Origin of the sequence: Paraburkholderia sp. GAS199, from assembly GCF_050436585.1 — a bacterium.
Lineage (GTDB): Bacteria > Pseudomonadota > Gammaproteobacteria > Burkholderiales > Burkholderiaceae > Paraburkholderia.
In genome coordinates this window covers 823,935-845,980 of sequence record NZ_JBNDMM010000001.1, presented here as the reverse complement: position 1 = coordinate 845,980, position 22,046 = coordinate 823,935, and the positions used below count along the sequence as shown (strand labels likewise).

Annotated in this window: 19 protein-coding genes and 2 pseudogenes; 6 read left to right on the top strand and 15 right to left on the bottom strand. The window is 61.1% G+C overall.

Annotated elements, in window-relative coordinates:
• Positions 1–77: 77 nt before the first annotated feature.
• Positions 78–1,286, bottom strand: a complete 1,209-nt coding sequence (locus P3T18_RS03670; RefSeq protein WP_429298543.1) for an alpha/beta hydrolase family protein — start codon at positions 1,284–1,286, stop codon at positions 78–80.
• Here P3T18_RS03670 and P3T18_RS03665 point away from each other — a divergent pair.
• Positions 1,270–1,566: a hypothetical protein gene (locus P3T18_RS03665; RefSeq protein WP_429298542.1), complete on the top strand. Its 297-nt coding sequence runs from the start codon at positions 1,270–1,272 to the stop codon at positions 1,564–1,566. The genes P3T18_RS03670 and P3T18_RS03665 overlap by 17 nt on opposite strands.
• Before the next feature lie 119 nt (positions 1,567–1,685).
• Here P3T18_RS03665 and P3T18_RS03660 read toward each other — a convergent pair whose 3' ends face one another.
• Entirely contained in the window at positions 1,686–2,459 is a 774-nt protein-coding gene (locus P3T18_RS03660) for a YkgJ family cysteine cluster protein (RefSeq protein ID WP_429298541.1), read from the bottom strand.
• A 337-nt stretch (positions 2,460–2,796) separates the two neighbouring features.
• Between P3T18_RS03660 and P3T18_RS03655 the strand changes: the two genes are divergently transcribed.
• Positions 2,797–3,354, top strand: coding sequence for a hypothetical protein (locus P3T18_RS03655; protein ID WP_429298540.1), 558 nt, complete (start codon positions 2,797–2,799; stop codon positions 3,352–3,354).
• A gap of 248 nt (positions 3,355–3,602) precedes the next feature.
• Here the strand turns inward: P3T18_RS03655 and P3T18_RS03650 are convergent, their stop codons facing one another.
• On the bottom strand, positions 3,603–4,250 hold the full coding sequence (locus tag P3T18_RS03650) for an aldolase (protein WP_429298539.1): 648 nt from the start codon (positions 4,248–4,250) through the stop codon (positions 3,603–3,605).
• Between the two features lie 11 nt (positions 4,251–4,261).
• Positions 4,262–5,554, bottom strand: a complete 1,293-nt coding sequence (gene otnK, locus P3T18_RS03645; RefSeq protein ID WP_429298538.1) for a 3-oxo-tetronate kinase — start codon at positions 5,552–5,554, stop codon at positions 4,262–4,264.
• A gap of 238 nt (positions 5,555–5,792) precedes the next feature.
• Between otnK and P3T18_RS03640 the strand changes: the two genes are divergently transcribed.
• The 3 genes from P3T18_RS03640 (at position 5,793) to P3T18_RS03630 (ending at position 9,479) form a co-directional block, all read left to right on the top strand.
• Positions 5,793–7,190 (top strand): homoserine dehydrogenase, encoded by a 1,398-nt coding sequence (locus P3T18_RS03640; protein ID WP_429298537.1) that lies wholly within the window; start codon positions 5,793–5,795, stop codon positions 7,188–7,190.
• Positions 7,191–7,243: 53 nt separating this feature from the next.
• Complete coding sequence (locus P3T18_RS03635) at positions 7,244–8,596, top strand: gluconate:H+ symporter (RefSeq protein ID WP_429298536.1); 1,353 nt, start codon at positions 7,244–7,246, stop codon at positions 8,594–8,596.
• A 67-nt stretch (positions 8,597–8,663) separates the two neighbouring features.
• Positions 8,664–9,479, top strand: a complete 816-nt coding sequence (locus tag P3T18_RS03630; protein ID WP_429298535.1) for a DeoR/GlpR family DNA-binding transcription regulator — start codon at positions 8,664–8,666, stop codon at positions 9,477–9,479.
• A gap of 61 nt (positions 9,480–9,540) precedes the next feature.
• On the opposite strand, the gene P3T18_RS03625 is transcribed toward P3T18_RS03630, so the two are convergent.
• From P3T18_RS03625 to P3T18_RS03600, 6 genes are all read right to left on the bottom strand, one after another.
• On the bottom strand, positions 9,541–10,419 hold the full coding sequence (locus P3T18_RS03625; protein WP_429298534.1) for an amidohydrolase family protein: 879 nt from the start codon (positions 10,417–10,419) through the stop codon (positions 9,541–9,543).
• Positions 10,420–10,430: 11 nt separating this feature from the next.
• The gene (locus P3T18_RS03620; RefSeq protein WP_429298533.1) at positions 10,431–11,240 is read right to left on the bottom strand and encodes an SDR family NAD(P)-dependent oxidoreductase; all 810 of its coding nucleotides are present in this window, start codon (positions 11,238–11,240) and stop codon (positions 10,431–10,433) included.
• The gene (locus P3T18_RS03615; protein WP_429298532.1) at positions 11,237–11,788 is read right to left on the bottom strand and encodes a carboxymuconolactone decarboxylase family protein; all 552 of its coding nucleotides are present in this window, start codon (positions 11,786–11,788) and stop codon (positions 11,237–11,239) included. Before P3T18_RS03615 ends, P3T18_RS03620 begins: the two co-directional genes overlap by 4 nt.
• Before the next feature lie 58 nt (positions 11,789–11,846).
• Entirely contained in the window at positions 11,847–13,172 is a 1,326-nt protein-coding gene (locus tag P3T18_RS03610; RefSeq protein WP_429298531.1) for a cation:dicarboxylate symporter family transporter, read from the bottom strand.
• A 67-nt stretch (positions 13,173–13,239) separates the two neighbouring features.
• On the bottom strand, positions 13,240–13,830 hold the full coding sequence (locus P3T18_RS03605) for a hypothetical protein (protein ID WP_429298530.1): 591 nt from the start codon (positions 13,828–13,830) through the stop codon (positions 13,240–13,242).
• A gap of 26 nt (positions 13,831–13,856) precedes the next feature.
• A complete protein-coding gene (locus tag P3T18_RS03600) occupies positions 13,857–14,702 on the bottom strand; it encodes an alpha/beta fold hydrolase (protein WP_429298529.1) in 846 nt (281 codons plus the stop codon).
• 123 nt (positions 14,703–14,825) lie between these two features.
• Here P3T18_RS03600 and P3T18_RS03595 point away from each other — a divergent pair, with 123 nt between their 5' ends.
• Positions 14,826–15,797 carry a LysR substrate-binding domain-containing protein gene (locus P3T18_RS03595; protein WP_429299033.1) on the top strand — a complete coding sequence of 324 codons (972 nt, stop codon included), beginning with the start codon at positions 14,826–14,828 and terminating at the stop codon, positions 15,795–15,797.
• An 11-nt stretch (positions 15,798–15,808) separates the two neighbouring features.
• Here the strand turns inward: P3T18_RS03595 and P3T18_RS03590 are convergent, their stop codons facing one another.
• The 5 genes and pseudogenes from P3T18_RS03590 to P3T18_RS03570 all read right to left on the bottom strand — a co-directional run bounded on the left by P3T18_RS03590 (position 15,809) and on the right by P3T18_RS03570 (position 22,017).
• Positions 15,809–16,981, bottom strand: coding sequence for a porin (locus P3T18_RS03590; RefSeq protein WP_429298528.1), 1,173 nt, complete (start codon positions 16,979–16,981; stop codon positions 15,809–15,811).
• Positions 16,982–17,577: 596 nt separating this feature from the next.
• Entirely contained in the window at positions 17,578–18,807 is a 1,230-nt protein-coding gene (locus tag P3T18_RS03585) for a porin (RefSeq protein WP_429298527.1), read from the bottom strand.
• 249 nt (positions 18,808–19,056) lie between these two features.
• A pseudogene (locus P3T18_RS03580) lies at positions 19,057–19,407 on the bottom strand (MFS transporter); the annotation flags it as partial.
• A gap of 122 nt (positions 19,408–19,529) precedes the next feature.
• Positions 19,530–20,673, bottom strand: a pseudogene (locus tag P3T18_RS03575) (MFS transporter); the annotation flags it as partial.
• Positions 20,674–20,778: 105 nt separating this feature from the next.
• Positions 20,779–22,017: a CaiB/BaiF CoA transferase family protein gene (locus tag P3T18_RS03570; protein WP_429298526.1), complete on the bottom strand. Its 1,239-nt coding sequence runs from the start codon at positions 22,015–22,017 to the stop codon at positions 20,779–20,781.
• Positions 22,018–22,046 lie beyond the last annotated feature (29 nt).

The following is a 22,046-nucleotide window of genomic DNA, read 5'->3' as shown; positions in this document are numbered from 1 at the left end:
GACGTTAACGGTGTCGACAAAGCAGCCGTGCTGCGCGCCGGCCGCCGTTTCAAACTCGTGCGCATTGCGAGCAGCGGTCAGCGCAAAACTTCATCCAGCCAGTCCAGCACCCGCCGGTTCACAAGTGACCGGTTACGCATTTCGCAGTGCTCTCCTGCGCCTTGATCTCTGCTGAATCGAACAAGCGTTTTGGCGCAACGCAGTTCATCAAAGAAACGCTGCGTGCCGGCGGCGAGCGCGTCGTCTTCCGCCAAGGTGAACAGGCTTGGGCAACGAATCTCTTCGACACGTCCATCCATCGTAAAGCGTTCGACCGAGGCGAAGTAATCGCGCAGCGTCAGTGCGCCATTGACCCAGTAGCCGCGCTTAACGACACTCCACTGTAATTTCCGGTCGGTCGCAATGATGTGCTCCAGGCGAGTCATCAACGGTTCGGGCATTTCGGCAAGGCACGCCGCCTCTTCCCGGCTCGCGCCGAGTTTCATTGCATAGGCGCGAAAACCGTCCGCGACGGACGGCAACGCGGGATCGGCCACGCATGCTGCGAGGCGATGTTCACCGGATGCAGCGCGAGGCGCGAGGTAACCACCCAGGCTCCAGCCACACAAGGCAATTTTCTGCGGATCCACGTTCGGCAGCGTCTGCGCAAAATCCACGACGACCTTGATCACGGATTCCCAGTCGGGTCGGAGCGTCATGGCATGCTCGATCAAGGTCGTGCCCTGTCCTGGCCCGTCGAAGATCAACGCGTGATAGCCCCGCTGTGATGCCGCGACGGCCGACGCGAAGAAGAGATCGGTAATTGCAGCGTCGTAGCCGTTGGTGAAGATCACAAGCGGCCGCACTTCGTTCGCGTGCCCCTGCGCCGGAATCACGTAGGCAAGCAACGAGGCGGTCTCGAAGGGAATACGATGCGGCGCGACAGGCTCGTCGCCCAGCGCCAATCCACGATTGAATGCGGATATCTGCTTTCTCGACCCTTCGACGACGCGTGGATCGACCGGTCGCCCGAAAAGCGGATGAAACGATTTTCCGTAAAAGCAGGCGGCTCTCAGGAAGCTCTCACGCGCACTCCGCAGATGCCCTGCCTCGGCGGCGCGCTCACCGTCACTCATCAGTCGATCTGCGGCCGCAACCCATGCCTCGCAAAAAGCGCTGTCATCGCCATCGCCCACCGACTCTGCGATCGCTTCGATTTCTCCGAAATCGGCGCCGCCGTAGGGGATATAGCCAAGCGGCCATGTTCCGAGCTGGTCATGAAGTTCGTCTTTGAATATCGCAACCATCCTCGTCTCCCTCGTCATGAAAGCCGGCAGACTGCGCTTTACGTTGGCTTTACGTTGGCTGCGCCTTTGTGGCACGAGTGTCAGGCTAGCATTGGCGTTGCTTGCACGGAAAGACATTGCATCGGTCGATTCGGAACGCGGTAAAGCTTTGGCCGCAGCTTTTGCCGTAGATGATAAAAACGCTGTCGCCGCCCCGGGATGGTTTCTTGATTGCCTGAAACTCAAACGGTCGCTTGCCGTGGGTCGTAACAGGTGGGCGCCGCTCGGGCTTGACGGTTAGTTGCGTTATTTCAGGCAAGGAGAGGCTGCCGAAAAGCCGCCGGTGTCCGTGTATAGAACAAGTAAGTTGATCGTGATCGCCGTCGCCACGATCGTGGACGAATTGCGCAGAGGCAGCCTTCAATCAGATGCCGTCGAAAACCCCAAATATTCGAACGCTGGAGTACTCGTTGCATCCACGAGAGCACTGAGCGCTCCCACCGACGCAAGCACGTCGACAGTCGCCCGGCGGTTCGATACGAAATACCAGTCGGGCGACTGCACCGGCAGGTCGGGTTCGCTGCTTGCCTGATCTAGCGCCGTCAACAGGTCGAGACGATCGGGCGAATGCGCGACAAAGCCTTCATTCGACACGCCAGCCTGATGGATACCCAGCAACGCGCACACTCTCTGCTTGACGGCGACGTCGTTCGCATCGGCCTGCCGCGATTGCTGGATCAGCGCGAACATGTCCGAATCGACGATATTGCCAGCGCGCATCAGCGGCGATAGTCCGGGTGTCCAGGCTTCCGGCGGACAGGCCTTGTGCTCCGGCATCAGCGGAATGAATGGATTGATTTCCGCGGGATAGATACGGCACACCAGCGGCCTCTTTTCGTAGATGCCGCAGCGCAAGTCGGGTTGGAGATTCGGGCACGCGCCCGCATGAGTGGCCGCCAGAATGACCACGATTCTCGCCGGCAACGACCCACTCATCACCGCAAACGAACGACGACGCTTTTGTGCGGCCTGAAGATTGTCTTCAGGTGGCTCTTCAGGCCACGGCAGCGCTTCGCAGAGAATCTGTACATCGTTGCCGTCTTTCAGCCATGCAAGCGCCTCGGTTACCGTCAATGGCAAACGCAGATCGTGGCAACACTTGCCGCACATCGTGCACTCGAAATCAAAATCCATGTTTCATCGCTCCCGCGTCCCGGTCCGGTTTGTCGGGCTTCAGCCTGGAAGGCGCACGCAAAGGCATCCGCCCTCCCACTTGGTGAGTGCCAGGTTGAAGCAGTCGGGATTAGTCGCGTGAGAGCGGTTGGTCTTACAGCCAGCTCAAAAATTTTTTTGGTTCTTTGCCCAGATGGCGAAGGGGACGATTGCCGTGCATGAAGTTCACTTTCCTACCCGCACACGCAATCCGTGCATATTTACAATATCCGTTCATGTGCAAAGGCGTCAGAGTGAGCCGAACGGGACAATCTTTCCGCGGTACTTCTATTCCTTTTCGATTTCGCGGAGTTTTGCAATGACCTCTATTCGTGCAGACCTAGTCCTTTCGCAAAGTGCATTCAGCCACGTCGTTGATGTGCCCGTTGATGCGATAGATATTGCAAGCTGGCTTTTCGCTCTTCCGGACGCGGAATATCAGCACTGTGCTCCTCCGGATCATATCGCTGCAGGCGCCACCTGGACGGACGATGGCCGACGGATGTCGATTAATGTCGAGCAGATTGGGACTGGTCTGGTCGTCCAGCATTATGTCGGCGAAGTGACAGAGAAGAACTATTGCCGAATGGTCTCGCTTTCGGACGTTTTCACGCCGCACGGTCGAACCAAGGTCCAGGTAATCTGGGAGTTGAGTGCGAAGGAATCGGCCGATGGCAAGACGGAATACACGAACAGTGTTATCTCACACCCGACCGACGACTTCCTCGACTTCATCGAGAAGATTGGCGTCTCTTTCGAACAGGCCGCGCGCGATCGCCAAAGTGCGTCGAGCGATCATAATCGTAGAGAGACACCGCTGTTCGCCGAAAGCATTGCCCGCGCCGCACGCGTGAAGTTGATTGCGAACGAACGCTAATCATCGTCCTGACGTTGAGCGGGCGCATTTCAGTTGCGCGCGCTGCCATCACGAATCGAGCCGCTCCTGCGATGTGCACCGAAGCGGTTACTCGCCGCAATTGCGCGAGTAACCGTATTGGACTGAGCACGGTTCGATGCTGGTCGCACCCGCGTCGCGTCGGATCGTCGACGATCCGCTTCGGCCATTCACACTCAAACCTTCAGGTCAGCCGCGCTAGAAGTTACGCGCTCCCCTAACACCACCACTCACCACCGCGCCCCAAAAGTCTCCCTCAATTCAGCAATCTGATCTTCGTCGAGCGGTTCAATGGACTTGCCCTGCGCCTGCATCATCAGAAACAGGCGCGCGGTTTCTTCAAGCTCTTCGAGCATGGCCGACGCTTCGCGCAGACTGCGATGCCACACCACCGGTCCCAGCCGTTCGAGCAACACGCCGCGCACCGTGCCGGCCAGTTCGCGAACGCGTTCGGCAACCTGCGGGTCGCCGGGACGGCAATAGCGAATCAGCGGCACGTGACCGACCTTCATCACGTAGTACGGTGTGATCGGCGGGAGCACATCGTTGTCGCGCCAGACGCCCGCGAGCGTAAGCGCAACCAGGTGTGTCGAATGCGTGTGCACGACCGCCTTCATGTCGGGCTGATGGTCGTAGACGGATCGGTGCAGCGCGAGCGTTTTGGAGGGCTTGTCGCCGGCAACCCACTCGCCCGCCGTACTCACTTTGGCAATGCGTGCGGGGTCGAGGTCGCCAAGACAGGCGTCGGTGGGCGTGATGAGCCAGCCGTCGTCGAGCCGCGCGCTGATGTTGCCCGCGGTTCCCGTCGCGTAACCGCGCTCGAAAAGGCTTTTGCCGATGCGCGCGATCTGCTCGCGCAGCGTGCTTTCCTGATTCATGGAAGTCCTGGTTATGACTGGAGCGCGAGAGCACGGGCAAAGAAGTCCGTGCCGCCAAAATTGCCGGATTTGAGCGCGAGCGCGATCGGCCCTTGCGGACCATCGCCGAGTGTCCAGGGCACACCGGGATCGATGGTCGCGCCGATGCGCAAGCGCGTCACGTCGAGCGCCTGCACCACCGCCCCCGACGTCTCGCCGCCCGCCACGACGAAGCGGCGCACGCCGCGCTGCGCGAGTTCCCGCGCGATAGCGGCCAACGCGCCTTCCACCAGTTGCCCCGCGCGCTCGACGCCGAGTTGCGCCTGAATCGCGCCGAGCTCGTCGGGCGCAGCAGTCGCGTAGATCAGGACCGTTTCGTTCGCATGTTCTTCAAAGAACGCAAGCGCTGCGTCGACTACGGGCTCGCCGGCGGCCAACGCGAGCGGATCGATGCGCAGCGCCGGCCGGTCCGCGCGCCAGTGTGCGACCTGCGCCTGACTCGCGCGCGAACTGCTGCCCGCGAGCACGACCGCGCGTCCGCCCACCGCGGGCAGTTCCGCGGCCTGTTCGCCCGCGCCCAGCAAACCGGCGCGGCGGAAGTTGTCCGGCAGACCGATGGCCAGACCCGAGCCGCCCGTCAGCAGCGGCGCCTCCGCGAATGCGCAACCGAGCGTGCGCAGATCGTCGTTGGATATCGCATCGGCGATGGCGAGGCGCACGCCTTGCGCGCGCAGCGCGACTGCGGCGTCGCGCGTGGCCTGTTCGCCGGCGGCGATGGCGTCATAACGCAGCAGACCGCTTTTGACCGTCGTCTGCGCAGCCAGCACGCGGACGAGGTTCGGGTCCGTCATCGGCGTAAGCGGATGCTTCTCCATGCCCGATTCGTCGAGCAGCACATCGTTGACGAACAGATGGCCGCGATACACAGTGCGGCCGTTCTCCGGAAACGCCGGGCAAGCAATGGCGAAATCGCTTCCCAGCGCATCCATCAACGCCTGCGCGACCGGACCGATGTTGCCTTCGGAGGTCGAGTCGAACGTCGAACAGTATTTGAAATAGAACTGCCGGCAGCCCTGCGCCTTGAGCCACGCGAGCGCGGCGAGCGACTGGGCGACGGCATCGTCGGCTGGGATCGTGCGCGACTTGAGCGCGACCACGAGCGCGTCCGCGACGACGGGCTCGTCGCTCGCCGGCACGTCGATCAACTGCACGGTGCGCATGCCGCCGCGCACCAGCATGCTGGCGAGATCGGTGGCGCCGGTGAAATCGTCCGCGATGCAGCCGAGCAAGGGTCGGCCGGCGACCGTGTCTGGATTTTGAGTCATGACGTCTCTCTCTTCGATGTCAACCGATTATGCCGCAATGTTCGAATATGTTAAAGCATGATATAAAAGTTGACTTGCGTGGTAATGAAAGTTAAATTTGCCGTGAAGAAAGCGGGCCGCCATCGTCCGCTCGCGTGCGCCGCCCTAAGACGCATGCATTCGCCATTCGTCGCGCTGTCGCTGAGATCCTGTTGTCGATCGATCGCCAAGCCTCTACCAACTACCGGGGACACCCCTTATGAACTTCGAATTGCTTTTTCGCGCCGGCGCGCAGCGCTCTCAGGTCGCATCCGGCGCTGAACCGCAGGTGGTTCGCTACGCGTTGACCGGTGCGGGCGGCGGGTTTGCGCGCACGCTGCTGGCGCAAAGCCGGTTGATCGAGCGCCTCGCGCCCACCGTGCTGTGCGATCTCGATCTCGCGGGGTTGCGCGCGTTGTGCCTCGAACTGGGCTACGAAGCGGCGTCGCTGATCGATTGCGCGGACCTCGAAAGCGTGCGCGCGCTGGTACCCGGCCAGATCGCACTGGTGCGCGACGTGAATCTGCTCAACCCGAGCACATTCGACATTCTGGTCGAGGGCACGGGCAATCCGTCGGTCGGCTATCGCGCCGCCCGCGCGGCACTGGAGGCGAAACGCCATGTCGCGATGGTCAGCAAGGAAGTCGACGCCGTGGCCGGCGTTTCGCTGGCGCAATTCGCGGCGAGTCAGGGCGTGGTGTACACGACCGCGGACGGCGACCAGCCGTCGAACCTGATCGGTTGGGTATCGTGGGCCCGCACGCTCGGTCTTGACATCGTCGCGGCGGGCAAGTCGAGCGAATACGACCTGGTATTCGACGAAGCGACCGGCGAAGTGACGCAGCTCGATCAGCGCTTCGCCGCGCCGGAACTCGCCGGGCTGATGACGCTGGGCGACGACATCGAAGCCACGCTGGCCGCGCGCCGCGCCGCCCTGCGCGGACGCAAGACCTCTGCGACGGCCGACTACTGCGAAATGACCGTGGTCGCGACCAACACCGGTCTCGTTCCCGATGTCGAATTGCTGCATTACCCGGTGGCGCGTACCGTCGAACTGGCCGACATCTATGCATTGCGTGAAGACGGCGGCCTGCTCTCGCGCGGCGGCGTGATCGACGTGTTCAACATGCTGCGTCGTCCTGACGAGGCGAGTTTCGCGGGCGGCGTCTTCGTGGTGGTACGCACACACGACGCTCCCACGTGGGCGCTGCTCGCGCAGAAGGGCCACGTGGTCAGCCGTAACGGCCGCTATGCGTGTCTCTATCTGCCGTATCACTTCATGGGCGTGGAAACACCGATCACGCTGTTCGAAGCGGTGCTGCACGGCCGCCCGACAGGCGCTGCCCAGCCGACGCAATGCACCGTGCTGGCCGGTCGCGCCACCACGGATATCAAGGCGGGCACGGTGCTGCAGATGGGTGGACACCACCATGACGTGACGGGCGTGCAGGCCGTGCTGATCGAGCGGGCGGCCATGCCCGCGAATATCGCGCCGCTGTATCTCGCCGCGCACGCCACGCTCGCGCGCGATGTTGCGGCCGGCGAACTGCTGACGCTCGACCATCTTCAGAACGCCGACGAAGCGCTGCTGCAAGCCTGGCGCGCGGGTGTGGCGTAAGCGAATCCAACAACAAGCAACAACAAAGCATTAAATAATCAAGGGGAGACACCATGCAGGGAGAGGTAGCCACCATCGCGATGGCGGTCGGCGCGATTGTCGTGCTGATTTTTTTGATTGCACGCGTCAGGCTGAATCCGTTCGTTGCGCTCACGCTCACCGCGCTCGGCCTGGGGTTAGTGGCCGGTGTCACGCCCGAGCACAGCATCGAGAGTTTTACGAAGGGCTTTGGCGGTGCGCTCGCGCGCACGGGGCCGGTGGTCGGCCTGGGCGCGGTGCTCGGCGGCATCCTGATCGGCACCGGCGGTGCGGATCGTGTCGCCAACGCCTTCGTCGGCAAACGGCCGCTCTGGCTCGCACCGTGGACGATCTGCGCAGCTGCCTTGCTGGTCGGCATGCCGCATCTGTTCGATGTGAGCTTCATCATGCTCGCGCCGCTCGTCTACACCGTCGCGCGTCGTACGGGTAGCCACCTGCTTTATATCGGCTTGCCGGTCGCCGCGGGCCTGTACGTCTCGCATGGTCTGCTGCCGCCGCATCCGTCGCCCACGCAGGCAGTTGCCGCTTACCACGCGAATACCGGTCTCACGCTGCTGTATGGGTTGATCATCGCCATTCCGAGCGCCATCGTGTGCGGGCCGCTCTTTACGCTCGCGGCGCGGCGCTTTTTCGGTCCTGCGCCGGATCTGTCGGCGGGTCCCGGTGGCACTCGCGGCGACCTCGACACGCAAGCGCCGACTGCGTCGTTGCCGCTGTCCGTTATTTCCCTGCTGATTCCGCCCGGCTTGATGCTGGCCGGAACGGTGGGCATGGCGCACACCGACAAGAAGAGCAGCATGTTCGTGTTCTTCCAGTCGCTCAACGACCCGATCCTGTCGTTGCTCGCCGCCGTGGTGTTCGCGTGGTTCGCGCTCGGCGTACGCGGACGTTATCCGCTCGCGGACATGCAGAAAATGGTCAGCAAGGGTATTGCGCCGCTCAGCACCATCCTGCTGATTCTCGGCGCGGGCGGTGGCTTCAGCCAGATGCTCAAGTCGATTCATCTCGACACGATCATCGTCGAGCATTCCACCCATTGGGCGATCAGTCCGCTGCTGCTTGCGTGGGCGCTCGCGGCGATGCTGCGTATCTGCGTGGGCTCGGCAACGGTCGCGACCGTCGCAGCCAGCGGGATCGTCGCGCCGCTGCTCATGGCACACCCAGGTGTGTCGCCCGAACTGATGGCGCTGGCGACCGCGTCGGGCGCCGTGATGCTCTCGCACGTGAACGACTCGGGATTCTGGCTGTTCAAGGAGTACTTCCAGCTGTCGGTCGTACAGACGCTGCGGACCTGGACGCTGATGCTGTGCCTGCAATCGCTGATCGGGCTTGCGGGCGTGATGCTGCTCAGCATGTTCATCGGTTGACGTCATCGGCTAGAATCGTCGGCTAACACGACGGCGTCCCAGAACGGTCCGCATCTCGAGAACATTCATGTCGAAAAAGACCCAACCTGACGCAGCCACGACGGCGCCGCTCATTCCCGATCAACGGCGCGAAGCCATGTTGCGCCTGCTCCGGCGCGACAAGGTTTTGTCGCTGCATCAGTTGATGGAATCGCTGGGCTGTTCGCACATGACGGTGCGTCGCGATATCGCGCTGCTGGAGCGCGAAGGACTCGTGCATTCGGTGCCCGGCGGTGTGCGAGTGGCGAGCCAGCTGGCCACCGAGCCGAGCCACGTTTCGAAAGCACTGATCGACCCCGCCGAGAAGAGCGCGATCGCCCAGGTCGCGTCGTCGTTCCTGCGCCCCGGCATGACGGCGTACCTGGACGCGGGCACGACCACGCTCGCTCTCGTGCCGCACATTCTGGCGCTGCCGGACATCACCGTTGTCACCAACGACTTTCCCGTTATGCAGGAACTGATGAACGCGGGACACGTGGCCGCGATTCACACGGGCGGCCTGCTCGACCACGCAAACCAGTCGAGCGTCGGCGGACTCGCGGCGGCCACCTTGCGGCAACTCGCCGTCGACGTGGCGTTCATCTCCGCCAGTTCATGGGATTTGCGCCGCGGCGTCACCACACCGTCGCCCCCAAAAATCGAAGTGAAGCGCGCGGCCATGGAAGTGGCCGAACAAACGGTGCTGCTGGCCACCAGTTCGAAATACGGCACCTTCAGCACGTATCTGATCGCCGACCTCGACCGCTTCGACCACATCGTGAGCGATGCCGATTTGCCCGAGGCGGCAGCGTCGGGAATTCACGCCGCGGGATTGTCGCTGAAGCTGGCGCCGGTAAGTCGCTGACAGACGTGGAAATGGTTTGACTTCTGCTGGGACGCGAGCACGCCTCCCACGCAACATCACGTCATTCGAAGCCGAAAAATTTCGCCGGGTTATCCACCAGCATCAACTGACGACGCTCCTCGTCCGGCACGATATCCGCAATCAGATCGACGAGATCGCCATCGTCGGGCATCGGCCCATGCAGGTTGACGTGCGGCCAGTCGCTACCCCACAGCACGCGTTCCGGCGCGTGCGCCGCGATACTGCGCGCGATCGGTAAAGCATCGTGGAACGGCGCGCCGACCTTCGACAAGCGATCCGCGCCGCTCAGCTTGACCCACACGCGCCCGGTATCCATCAGACGCCGCAATGCCGTCATTTCGGCGCCGTCCGGACCTGTCGCCACGTCGGGTCGCGCCATGTGGTCGATCACGACGTTTGCATCGAGCGAAGCAATGAACGTTTCGTATTCGACGATATTGTCTCCCGCGACGTGGATCGCGAGGTGCCAGCCGAACGGCTTAACGCGCGCGGCAACGGCACGTATCGAGTCCAGATTGGGACGTCCGCCGAGATGCGCGAGAAAGTGAAAACGCGCGCCGCACACGCCGGCTTCATCGTAGGCCGCAATGACTTCGTCCGGGTCCGTGGGACGCACCAGCGCCACGCCCTTGTATCGCCCCGCACCCGCACTTAGCGCATCGAGCAAGGGACGATGATCGTAACCGTGTCCCTGACTTTGCACGATCACCGAGCGCGCAAAACCGAATGCCTCGTGCCATTGCCGCAATGCGCTTTCCGGCGCAAGCGGCGGCGTGAAGCTTCGGTCCGCCGGCAGCGGATACCTGTCGAAGGGTCCAAAGATATGGCAGTGCGCATCACAGCTACCCGCGGGCAGCGAGAGCGTCGGCAAACGCGGATGCTCGAGCGGCCCAGCAGATGCCTTCAATGTATTCGTCATGTCAGTTTTCCTCAGCCGCAACGCACCGTCATGCCACCGTCTACCACCACTTCGGTTCCGGTGACGAAACGCGCTTCGTCGGAGGCGAGATAAAGCGCTGCGTTGGCCGTGTCGCGTCCGTCGCCCATGAAACCCAGAGGAATGCGGGCGAGGCGCTGGGCCAGAAGCGATTCGACATCGCCGCCCGCGCGCTGCCCTGCAAGTCGTGCTTCGACCATCGGCGTATGCAATTGCCCCGGAACGACGGTGTTCACCCGAATCCCCTTGCTCGCGTATTCGACTGCCACCACACGCGACAACTGGATAACGCCCGCTTTCGAGGCTGCATAGGCGACCTGTGCAGCGCCAGTCCAGCGAATGCCGGAAGTGGACGACGTGTTGACGATCGCACCGCCGCCCTGCTTTTCCATCACCGGCAGTACATGCTTGCAGGTCAGATAGACGCTTTTCAGATTCAGCGCGATCTGCGCATCCCAGCGCTCCTCGTCCAGTGAAACAGGGCCGCCATGCGCGGATCCGCCGACATTGTTCACGAGGATATCCACGCGGCCATATTGCTCCACGCAGCCTTGCACCATTCGCGATACGGCTTCGCCATCGGTCACGTCGCACGCGAAGGCGGTGATGTCTCCGCCTACTGCGCGCACCCGTTCTATCGTCTCGTTCATGGCGTCGAGGTCGCGATCCACAGCGTAGATCTTTGCGCCTTCTTCAGCGAATCGCACGGCGACAGCGCGCCCGTTGCCCCAACCTGGACCGACGCATCCCGCGCCCGTGACGATTGCTACCTTGTTTTCGAGTCGCCTCACGCTCACGTTCATGCTCCCAGTTCGTTTGCCGCGCCTGTCGGCGGCGACATCCGAAAAACGTTGATCGTCATCGAGATGAGTGTGTAGTAGCCGGCAAGTCCAACCAGGTCGATGACGCCGTCTTCGCCAAGCTGCTCGACCGCTTCGGCATACGTGGCATCCGACACATTGCGCTCACGGTGCAACTCCACCAGGAACGCGTGGATCGCCGCTTCGTCCGCGCGAGCAAAAGCGGGCGTGGCGTGAGTGCGGATCGCCTCTGCCACTTCCGCGCTGACACCGGCTTCCAGCGCAATGGGTTTATGCGCGTACCACTCGTATTCCGAACCCCAGATGCGCGCGATGACGAGAATGGCGAGTTCGGACAGACGTGGTTCGAGCGACGTTTCATAGCGGCAGTAGCGCCCGAGTGCCTGCGCGTTCTGCGCGAGTTCCGGACGATGCAGCCACACGGCGAGCGGCCCGCGCACGCCTTTGCGAGGACCGCTCGCAATCGTGTCGTAGACGCTCCGCTGCGCCGGTGTCATACGGTCTGGGTCGAGGTCAGCAATTCGTTTCATGGATCGTTCCTTTTGCTTGATGTCGCGACGACATGGACTTCATCGACAACGCGTCGTGTCATTTCGCGGATGATTTGTTCGCGGCGAGCGCAACGTTCGCGGCCGCAGCGTGCTGTTCGCCCTGCTCCTCTCTGGACTCGGCCTGCTCCTTGAGGTACGCGCGAAACCGGTTGATATCGAATGCGCCTTCCCAGCGGGCCAGCGCAAACACAGCGACGGTGTTGCCGATCATGTTGGTGAGCGCGGTACAGGTGGCCATCAGCCGGTCGATCCCGAACAGCAACCCGAGGCCGCCAAGCGGCAATGCACGCACCGACTCCATCGTCGCGGCGAGTTTGATGAACGCCCCACCGGCGACCGTCGTGCCGCCCTTCGACGTGAGCATCAGCACACCGAGTAAGGCGATCTGCTGACCCAGCGAGAACGGCGTGTCCGTAGCCTGTGCGATGAAGCCAACGGAGAGCGCCATGTAGATACCCGTGCCGTCGAGATTGAAGCTGTAGCCGGCCGGCAGCACGAAGCCGACGACCATTTCATCGCAGCCGGCCTGTTGCAACTTCTGCACGAGACGCGGGAACGCGACTTCGCCGGAGGCCGTCCCGAACACAAGCAGCAACTCTTCGCGGATCATGCGCAACACCGCGAAAATCGATAGTCCGCAACTGGCGAGAATGCCGCCCAGCACGACGACGATAAACAGAATCGAGCCTGCCCAGTACAGCAGCACGAGTTTCATGAGATACAGCAGCGTGGCGCCGCCGTAACTGCCCACGGCCGCCGCCATCGCACCGAATGCGCCGAGCGGCGCCAGGCGCATGATGAAGCCGAGTATCGTAAAGAGCACGCGTTGCCCTTCTCCGATACCGCGCAACAGAATCGAATCGCGTCCGACAGAAATATTCAGCGCGATGCCGGCAAGAATCGCGATCAGCAACACTTGCAGGATATTGCCGGTCGCAAACGCGCCGACCAGGGTCGACGGAACGATGCCGAGCAGAAAGTCGGTGACCGTCATGTGAGCAGCGGTCTCGGCGAACTGCGCCACTTTCGCCGTGCTCTCGATGTGGGTTGCGTGCAATCCCACACCAGGCTTGAACACGTTCACGAGAACGAGTCCGACGAAAAGCGCGAGCGTGCTGACTACTTCGAAATAGATGAGCGTCTTTGCGCCCAACCGGCCGAGGCTGCGCATGTCTTGCGCGTGCGAAAGCCCGTGAACGACGGTGCAAAATACGATTGGGGCCAGCAGCATGCGCAGCAATCCGATGAATGCGTCGCCGAGCGGTTTCATCGCAATGGCTGTGGTCGGCGCGAAGATGCCGAGCAGCACGGCGAGCAAGAGTGCTATCAGCACCTGCACGTGCAATTTCTTGAGTTGTCTCATCAATGTCTCCACTTGTTATGTACTGCTCCGATGCGCGTGGTGTGTCACCGCGCACCGTCTGATTCGTTCAATACGTACTGCGCAGATAAGGCATGTACAGATTGAATGTCGAAATTCCGCATCCACGGGGACGACCGATCTGCGCCGCGAGAGAAGCCGTGCTAACCGGCGCATCGAACGCGGCGAATAACCAGAGCTTGCCGTTCTCCTCGATAAATCCGCTCAGTTGCAGCAGGTCCGCGCGTACCGAGAGTGCTTCTCTAACCGTATGGAACAGATCCTGCGCCGACTCGCCTTGAGATGTTGGCGGGATGCTCGCCACCAGCAATCTTGCGGTGGCTTCGGGAGTCAGTTGCTCGTTTGCATGGAACCGGGCGATGCTAGTTGCCGAAACTCGCGAACGTCCGACCGTGCGAGGCAGGATTCGTCGGCTCCATGGAGTCGAATGCGCGCCGGAAACGGCGACATAAGCCTCTGTATGCAACGCATCCTGCGACTCCAGATCGTACAGGGCCATCCATCGCGGCCAGCCCTCCAGACAAACCCAACGTGACGCGCTTCTGAATCCCGGCAATGCACGGCGCTGCGGAAAATGCTCCGTGTCGTACCAGTCGTTGAATTCCTCTTCGAGAGAGGCCGGTGGCTCCATCGAAACCATCAGGATCGCCGGTTGCGTGATCTGACTCATACCTGGGTTCTTCCGATAAAAGCGACGATGCGCCTGGCGACTTCCGCCGGTTGTTGCGCAGCCATCAAATGGCCGGCCAAAGGCACGACGTCGAAGCTGGTCTGCGTCATACGCGCCGCTTGCTGCGCGAGACGTTCGGGCGGCCGTTGCAGATCGTGTTCACCGGCCAGCACGAGACACGGGCAAGCCAACGCGCCGAGCGCAGCCGACAGATCGATCTCGCTCAATGCGCGGCTGGCGAATGCATAACCCGTGGGGTCGCTCGTCACGAAGCGCGCGCGGTATTCGTCGTAGGCCGCTTTGTCGTTTCGCAGAATGGGCGGCCAGGAATTGTCGAGCGTCACGTCGACAATCGCGCTCATGCCGTCGCGTACCGCAAGTTCAGCACGTTCACGTAGATACTGCACGCGTGACGGGTCGACATCGAGCGCGGGCGCGCACAGGATGACGCCCGCAACTTCGTCAGGAAAACGCGCGGCAAAGCTTACGGCAATCGCTGCACCGGCGGCCGCGGCGATCAACCAGCACGGCCGGCGCCACGCGATTGCATCGAGCAGGTTGCGCAGGTCGTCCAGCTGATCGTTCAGGGAGAAGGCCGCATTTACGCGGGCGGATTGTCCCTGTCCGCGCTGATCGTAGCGAAGCAACTGCATCGTCGCTTCAAGCGGCGCGACGACACGGTCCCAGCTTTCGATGCTGCCGCCGAGTTCGTGAATCATGACGGCGCCGGCAGGTCCCGAGCCGCTGAGCACATAACGCAGATCCGCGCCTGCGGGCTCCATCCATGCCGCTTTGCTATCTGTAGACGCGGTGCGGTCGATAGGGTCTGAAATGAGCTTCAAAAGTGCATGTCTCCGTTTTCCCGATACTGTGCGCGCAGCCCGCGCTATTGACAAAAACCTTTTTTCGATGGGAAGCTATGCTCGTATAGCATGGGTCAAGACGAATAAAAAACATCGGAGACAATCATCGAAATCAGGGAATTACGTTCCTTCGTGCACATCGCGCGCGTGGGTAGCGTCAGCCGGGCGGCGGCCGAACTTTATATTGCCCAACCCGCGCTCAGCAGGCAGATCGCCAAGCTCGAAGCAGAGCTCGGAACCTCGCTATTCGTGCGGTACGGACGCGGCGTGCGGCTCACCAGCGCGGGCGCGCAATTGCTCGAGCGCGCGGAAATGATCATCAATTTCGTCACGCAGACAAGCGAACAGGTCCGCGCCTCCACCGACCGTCTGAGCGGGCACATTGCGCTTGGCTTGCCGCCGGCCGTTGGCGTGTGGGTATCCGCACCGATCGTCGAGGCGTTTCGCGAGCGATGGCCGGCCGTCGCGTTGCACATGCGCGAAGGTCTGAGCAGCTCGCTCCAGGAATGGCTTCTCGACCGGCGCGTCGATCTGGCGATCGTCTACAACCAGCCGCCATTGGAAGCATTCGACGTATTGCCGCTCTGCAGCGAAGCCATGGTGATCGTGGGACCGCCGGGCGACACCCTGATTCAGGAGCGCGGCGGCGAGCCGCTGCGAATTCGCGACCTCGCCGAACTCCCGCTGATCGTGCCGGGTTTTCCGCACGCGAACCGGCGCGTGCTCGAACAGGCCGCCGTGCAGCATGGCGTGCACCTTCGCATCGTGCTGGAAGTGGATAGCGTGACGCTCACCAAAGCCCTCGTGCGCCGCGGACTGGGCTATTCGCTGCTCACCTATACGGCGATTCAGGAAGAGGTCCAGCGCGGCGAACTACAGGCTTTGCCGATCGAGCGGCCCGCGATCCGATCGACGGTCGCTCTCGCCACGTTGCGTGAGCAGCGCTCGTCGAGGCTCGTGCGAACCATGTCCGACGTCGTCGCGGAAAAACTGCACGACCTCGCGACCGTCGGCGCCTGGAAGGACCATGTCACGTGGCTCGGCGAAAACGCCCCGTTGCCCGAAGAAGCGTGACGGTGTGACGATCAGAATTTATGCCGGAATCCCACGCGCACCACGGTTTGCGAGTTGGATGACGAAGGCGTCAGCAGATTGATCGCCGCGACTGCACGCTTGCCCGTCGAATCGACGCCGGCTGCATGCTGATAGACACCGATGACGTACAACGTCGTGCGCTTGGAGAGAAAGTACTGTGCGGTCATTTCGCCCTGGTGATAGCGAGCGCCGTCGTTGCCGCCAGCGCCGTTGCCATCGGTGAAATCGTAGGCGGCGCCCAACAGCCAGTCGGGTGTGAGTCGATAACGGAAGCTGACTTCCGCATTGTTGAACATCGCCGTGCCGGTGTAGTGCACCGGATTCGGCCCCGAACTCGCATCGCCCATATTGCTAAAGCGGACATTCGAATACGTGAGCGCCGCTGTTCCCTTGCCGATCGTGTAGGCGGCCGCTGCACCAATCGACGTGTAACTGCGCGCAGACATGAAGCCGCTATAGACCGGCGTAACTGTGCCGTTAGCCGTCGCCGCAGTGAGCGTCGTCTGCGAGTTGTTGCCGAAGAAACTGAGGTTGGGATTGCGAGCATTGAGCATCGCGACGCCAAGGCTCAACGGTCCGTTTGCATAGGCCGCACCGAACGACCAGACCTGATTGCGCGTGACATCACCGGCCACGCCACCCAGACCGTACACACCGCCGAACGTGAATCCGCCAAGTGTCGGACTCGTGTATTTGATCGAGTTGTTCGTGCGGTAACTGTTGTTGAAGTTGTCGAGGTCGCCTGGGTGGGCCGAAATATAACCGCCCCAGTTGTCCGCCGCCGCGATCTGGCCGACGTAGTCGACGATGGAATCGTATTGACGACCGAGCGTCACCGAACCGAATTGACCGCTTGCCAGTCCGACATAGGCCTGACGACCGAACAGCAAACCGCCCTGCCCCAAGCCACCGTTATTGACGTTAAACCCGTTTTCGAGGAAGAACAGCGACTTGAGACCGCCACCCAGATCTTCGATTCCGCGAAAGATGACCCGGCTTCCGTTGTTCACGCCGCTCGACATCATGTATTGATGCGCACCGCCGGCGTTGGTCACGTCGTTAATGCCGACATCGATCACGCCCGCGAGCGTCACGCTGCTTTGCGCGTAGGAGAGTTGCGGCAATGCAGTCACTAGTGCGAGTGCAATCAAGGTCTTCTTCATCTGATTCTCCGGATTTTATTTGTATGGGTGAGGCGAAAAGGCGTGCCGGGATCCGCTGCGCCTGGCCCGTACGGACGTGCGCGGTCGGATCACGTCGACAGCGGGTGATCGGGCAAACCGGCGGCTCGCGAGCCGCCAATGTGTTGCAAAGCGAGAGTGAACTGAGGCTTAGCCAGACAGGCAAAGCTCAACGAGCGAAGTGGTTTTCAAGCTGCGTCTCCATTTTTTCAGCACTTTGCCTGTGCGGACGCTTGCTGACAAAAACCTTTTGTCGATGGCAAGTCATGCCGTGGCGGCATGACTGGGTGAGGGGGATTGGGGTGGGGATGGATTTGGCTGGGGGGACTATTGCTCGAACTTTCGCTCGCAGTCAGCGGCCAGTCACAACCGCGCAAAGGCTAGAGCGCGCCGTACCTGCCGAGATTTGGCGGGCGCGCAAATAAGGCTGTACGTAGAAATACATTGAGCCGACAGTTGAGGCGGAATGCCATGCATATGGTTTTCCGCCACGTGAGTAACGTTTGCAATGTGAGCGGTATCAACTGCAGACGCGCGTGCGATATAGGAATCGCTAGTCGCGTAATGTACACACACGCTCAGAAAAAATGCATCAACCCGACGCGCAAGATAAGCTGCCGCGCGCTGTTCGACGGCGTTACCGTGAGAACCGACGCCACAGCCTGCTGCCCTGTCGAGTCCGTTCCGCCCGCCATCACATAGGTGCCCAGCAAATAAACGTCCGTGCGCTTCGACAACAGATAATGCGCTGCCGCATTGAACTGGTTGTAGTGCGCCGGCGGCTTGCCGTCCACCGCGCCGCCGGTCAGGAAATCGTAGGCCCCAACCAGAGCGAACGCGGGCGTGACAAGGTAGCGCACGTAAGCAGCATAGCTGTTGAACACAGCATTTCCGTTATATCCAAACGGATTGGTCAGTGACAGTGTTCCCGACGCGGGATCTCCGAGTCCACCGAACCGGATATTGGAGTAGTTAGCGCCGACGAATAACGTGCTAGTTCCATACTGCGCACCGGCGGCGATCACCTGATACGTGCTGGCGGAAGCGAATCCTCCGTAGACTGGATTGGCTTGAACGCCCGTTGTCGCGCCGAGGTTATTGGCCGTGGTCGAGCTGAGCTGGTTGTCGCCGAAGAAAGACTGGTTCGGATCGTGGACCTTCAGGTATGCGGCTCCCACCTTGACGGGTCCGTGCACGAAAGACGCGCCGAATGAATAGATGCTATTCCTCGACATGGACCCAGCAACGCCACCGAAGCTGTACATGCCGCTCACGACCAGTCCATGATACGGCGCGCTGGTGAGCTTCACCGCGTTGTTCGTACGGTAGGTATCGGCCAGGTTGTCGATATCGTTGCCGTGCGACGAATATGTCCCGCCGCCGCCCGCGGAAGCCGCACTCAACGGACGAAGAAAGTCGACCACCGAATCATACTGGCGGCCGAGCGTCAGCGTGGCGTAGGGCGCGCCCAAGCCAACGTAGGCTTGCCGGCCGAAGAACGTACCGCCTTCCTGAAGTTTTCCAGTGCCGATGTCGAAACCCGTTTCCAACTTGAAAATCGCCTTGTACTGTTGTCCCAGATCTTCGGTTCCCTGAAACCCAAGCTGATTGCCTGCCATCACCGTACTACTGGTGGAGTATTGCGTATGCCCCGCACGGCGGCCTGATGGATCAATGGACTGGGCGTTGCTGATGTAGTTGAGGCCCTGATCGATAATCCCGTAGATAGTGACCGAGGATTGAGCGAAAGCGCTGGCGGATATCAGAACGCCTGGCGCTACCGCCATCAATAAAACGCGTCTTTTCATTTTCGTCTCCTGTTTTGTGGTCTCGTAATCTCGCCACGTCAGATACTGATGCTGCTGGAACGAATCCGTTCTATCGCCTCTTTGGAAAAATCACGTCAACTCAGTTTCATTCGGCTTACTAATTAATATGAATGTTTTAAACCGTTTATTGACGATGAATAACTAACCTGCGTCCGATTGCTTTATGTCGATCTGTGACGGCGTTGCACCGTACGTTTCATGCGACGGATCAGCAGCTTTAACCGCGAGTTCCGCCTCGAGATCAACGCACTTCGTTTCGGGCAGAAACACCACACCCACCACGAACGTCATCGCGATCAGGATGACCGGGTACCACAACCCGGCATAGATATCGCCGCGCGCGGCGACGATCGCAAAGGCCGTGGCCGGCAAGAAGCCACCAAACCAGCCGTTGCCGATGTTGTATGGTAGAGAGACAGCTGTATAACGGATGCGCGTGGGAAACATCTCCGCCAGCACAGCTGCCACCGGGCCATACGTTGCCGTGATGAGTAAGCCGAGCGCAATCAGCACGGCCAGCGCCATGATCCAGTTGATTTGCGCGGGATCGGCCTGGAGTGGATATCCCGCCTTCGACAATGCATCGGTCAGTTCAGCGCTGAAGCGGCGCTCCTCCGCTTTGCCTTGTGGCGCGTTGGCCGAGTAAGACTGCACACTGGCCGCGCCGACGTGCACCAACGCCACCGACGCACCCGCGGATTCGACATTGCGATAGCTCAAGCCGGCCTTGGCGAGCGCCTGTTTCGCAACGTCGCAGGAACTCGTGAAGCGCGCCGTACCTGTCGGGTTGAACTGGAAAGAACAATCGGCGGGATCTGCAACAACCTCGATCGGCGACCGGTCCAGCGCGCGTTCCAATGCCGGGTTCACATAATGCGTGAGTCCCTTGAACAAGGGGAAATAGGCAAACGCGGCAATCAGAAGACCCGTCATGATGACGGGTTTGCGTCCCACCCTGTCCGACAACGCACCAAAGACAATGAACATTGGCGTGCAAACAATCAACGCAATACCGATCATGACGTTCGCCGTCATGATGTCGACCTTGAGCGTCTGTGTCAGGAAGAAAAGTGCGTAAAACTGCCCCGTGTAGAGTACGACGGCCTGCCCCGCCACGAGACCGAATAGCGCGATCAACGAGAGCCGCAGATTACGCCACTGACCGAACGCTTCCTTCAGTGGTGCCTTCGACACTTTATTTTGCGCCTTCATTCGGCTGAAAACGGGTGATTCGTGCAGCTTCAAACGAATCCAGACTGACGCCCCCAATAACACCGCAGAGAGAAGGAACGGCACACGCCAGCCCCAGTCGGAAAATGCTGCCTCGCCGACGCTGTAGCGCACTGCGATGATGATGACGAGTGAGAGAAGCAGGCTCAAGGTCGCGGGTGTCTGAATCCACGCAGTCCACGCGCCGCGCTTGGCAGTGGGTGCGTGTTCGGCCACATACGTTGCGGCGCCGCTGTATTCGCCACCAAGCGAGAGGCCCTGCAGCAGCCGCAAGCCAATAAAGATAATCGGCGCCGCAATACCAATCTGGCTAAAGCTGGGTAGAAGACCGATGAGAAAGGTCGAAATACCCATTACCGAAATTGTAAAGAGAAACGTATATTTGCGGCCGATCTTGTCGCCGATCCGACCGAACACGATCGACCCGAGCGGGCGCACCGCGAATCCCGCCGCAAAACTAAGGAGCGTGAATACGAATGCCGCACCGGGATTAACGCCAGAGAAAAACTGCTTGCTGATAATGACCGCGAGCGAGCCGGCCAGATAGAAATCGTAGGCTTCGAATACTGCGCCGAGAGACGACGCAATCAGAACACGCCGGTCGTCACGCGACATGCGCGTGCCCCGGCTATCGTTGCTAGCCATTCCTGTCTCCTTCTGGCAGCCGCTTCGGGCAGCCTTTTTATTGAACGGTAGGGATGCGGCTACGCGCAAGTCGCGTCAGGTCTTCATTCGCCTTCGCGTGGGCACGGCGCCCGATTCAATCAAAGCGAGCGCCGCTTGCGCGTCATAGCCGGTCTCTCGCAGCACCGCTTCGGTGTCGGCGGCAAAACTGGGTGGCGGCGTGCGAACCGAGCCAGGCGTGCGCGACAGCTTGACGGGAATGCCGACACCCTTATAGCCATCGAGTTCGACCACCATGTCGCGGGCGAGTGTGTGCGGATGCTGCAGCGCTTCCGCCACGGAGTTGATTCGCGACGCCGACACACCGGCCTCGGTCAAACGGCTGCACAGATCGGCAGCATCGAAATCGCGTATTACGGGCTCGATTTCTTTGCGCAGCGCCGCGCGATTCTCGACACGCGCGCGATTAGTGGCGAAACGCGCGTCCGACACCAGTTCCGCGCGGCCGATCACATTGCAGAATCGCCGGAACTGACCATCGTTGACCACCCCGATAAAAATCTCGCCACGGGCGGCCGTGAACGTGTCATACGGTGCGATGTTGGGATGCGCGTTGCCGGTCAGGACCGGCGTATTGCCGGAAGCAAACCAGTTCGCGGGATGCGGATGCAGCAGACTGAGCGCAGTTTCGAATAGGGACGTGTCCACCATTTGTCCGAGTCCGGACCCCGCGCGCTCTGCCACGGCCAGAAGAATGCCGATGACCGACGAGAGTCCCACCGCCGTATCGACGATCGGAATGCCGATCCTCGTGGGCCCGCTTTCGCGATGCCCATTGATGCTCATCAGCCCGCAGAACGCCTGGAGCACCGCGTCGTATCCGGGCATGGCCGACAACGGTCCGCTATTGCCGAAACCTGAAATACGGCAATAGATGAGCCGAGGAAAGCGGGCCTGCAAAACGTCCGGGTAATCCAGCCCCCACTTTTTCATCGTGCCAGGTAGAAAATTCTCCACCAGAACGTCCGCGTCGGCGAGCATGGCAAGCAACACTTCCCGCCCTTGTGAACAGGACAGGTCGAGCGAAATGGCCCGCTTGTTCCGGTTGAGCCCGTGAAAATACGCCGCGCTTTCGTCGACAAAAGGCGGCCCGAGTTCGCGTGTCTCGTCGCCTTGAGGAGGCTCGATCTTGGTGACATCCGCGCCGTGGTCGGCAAGTATCTGGGCAGCGAAAGGCCCCGCCAGCACCCTCGACAGATCGAGCACCTTCAGGCCGTGCAATGCGCCTCGCGACATGCCTCTTCCGTTCGAGGTGTCCACTCGCGCTTCAGTCATCAGCGTCTCCTGTTTTTTCGAAGTGGGCC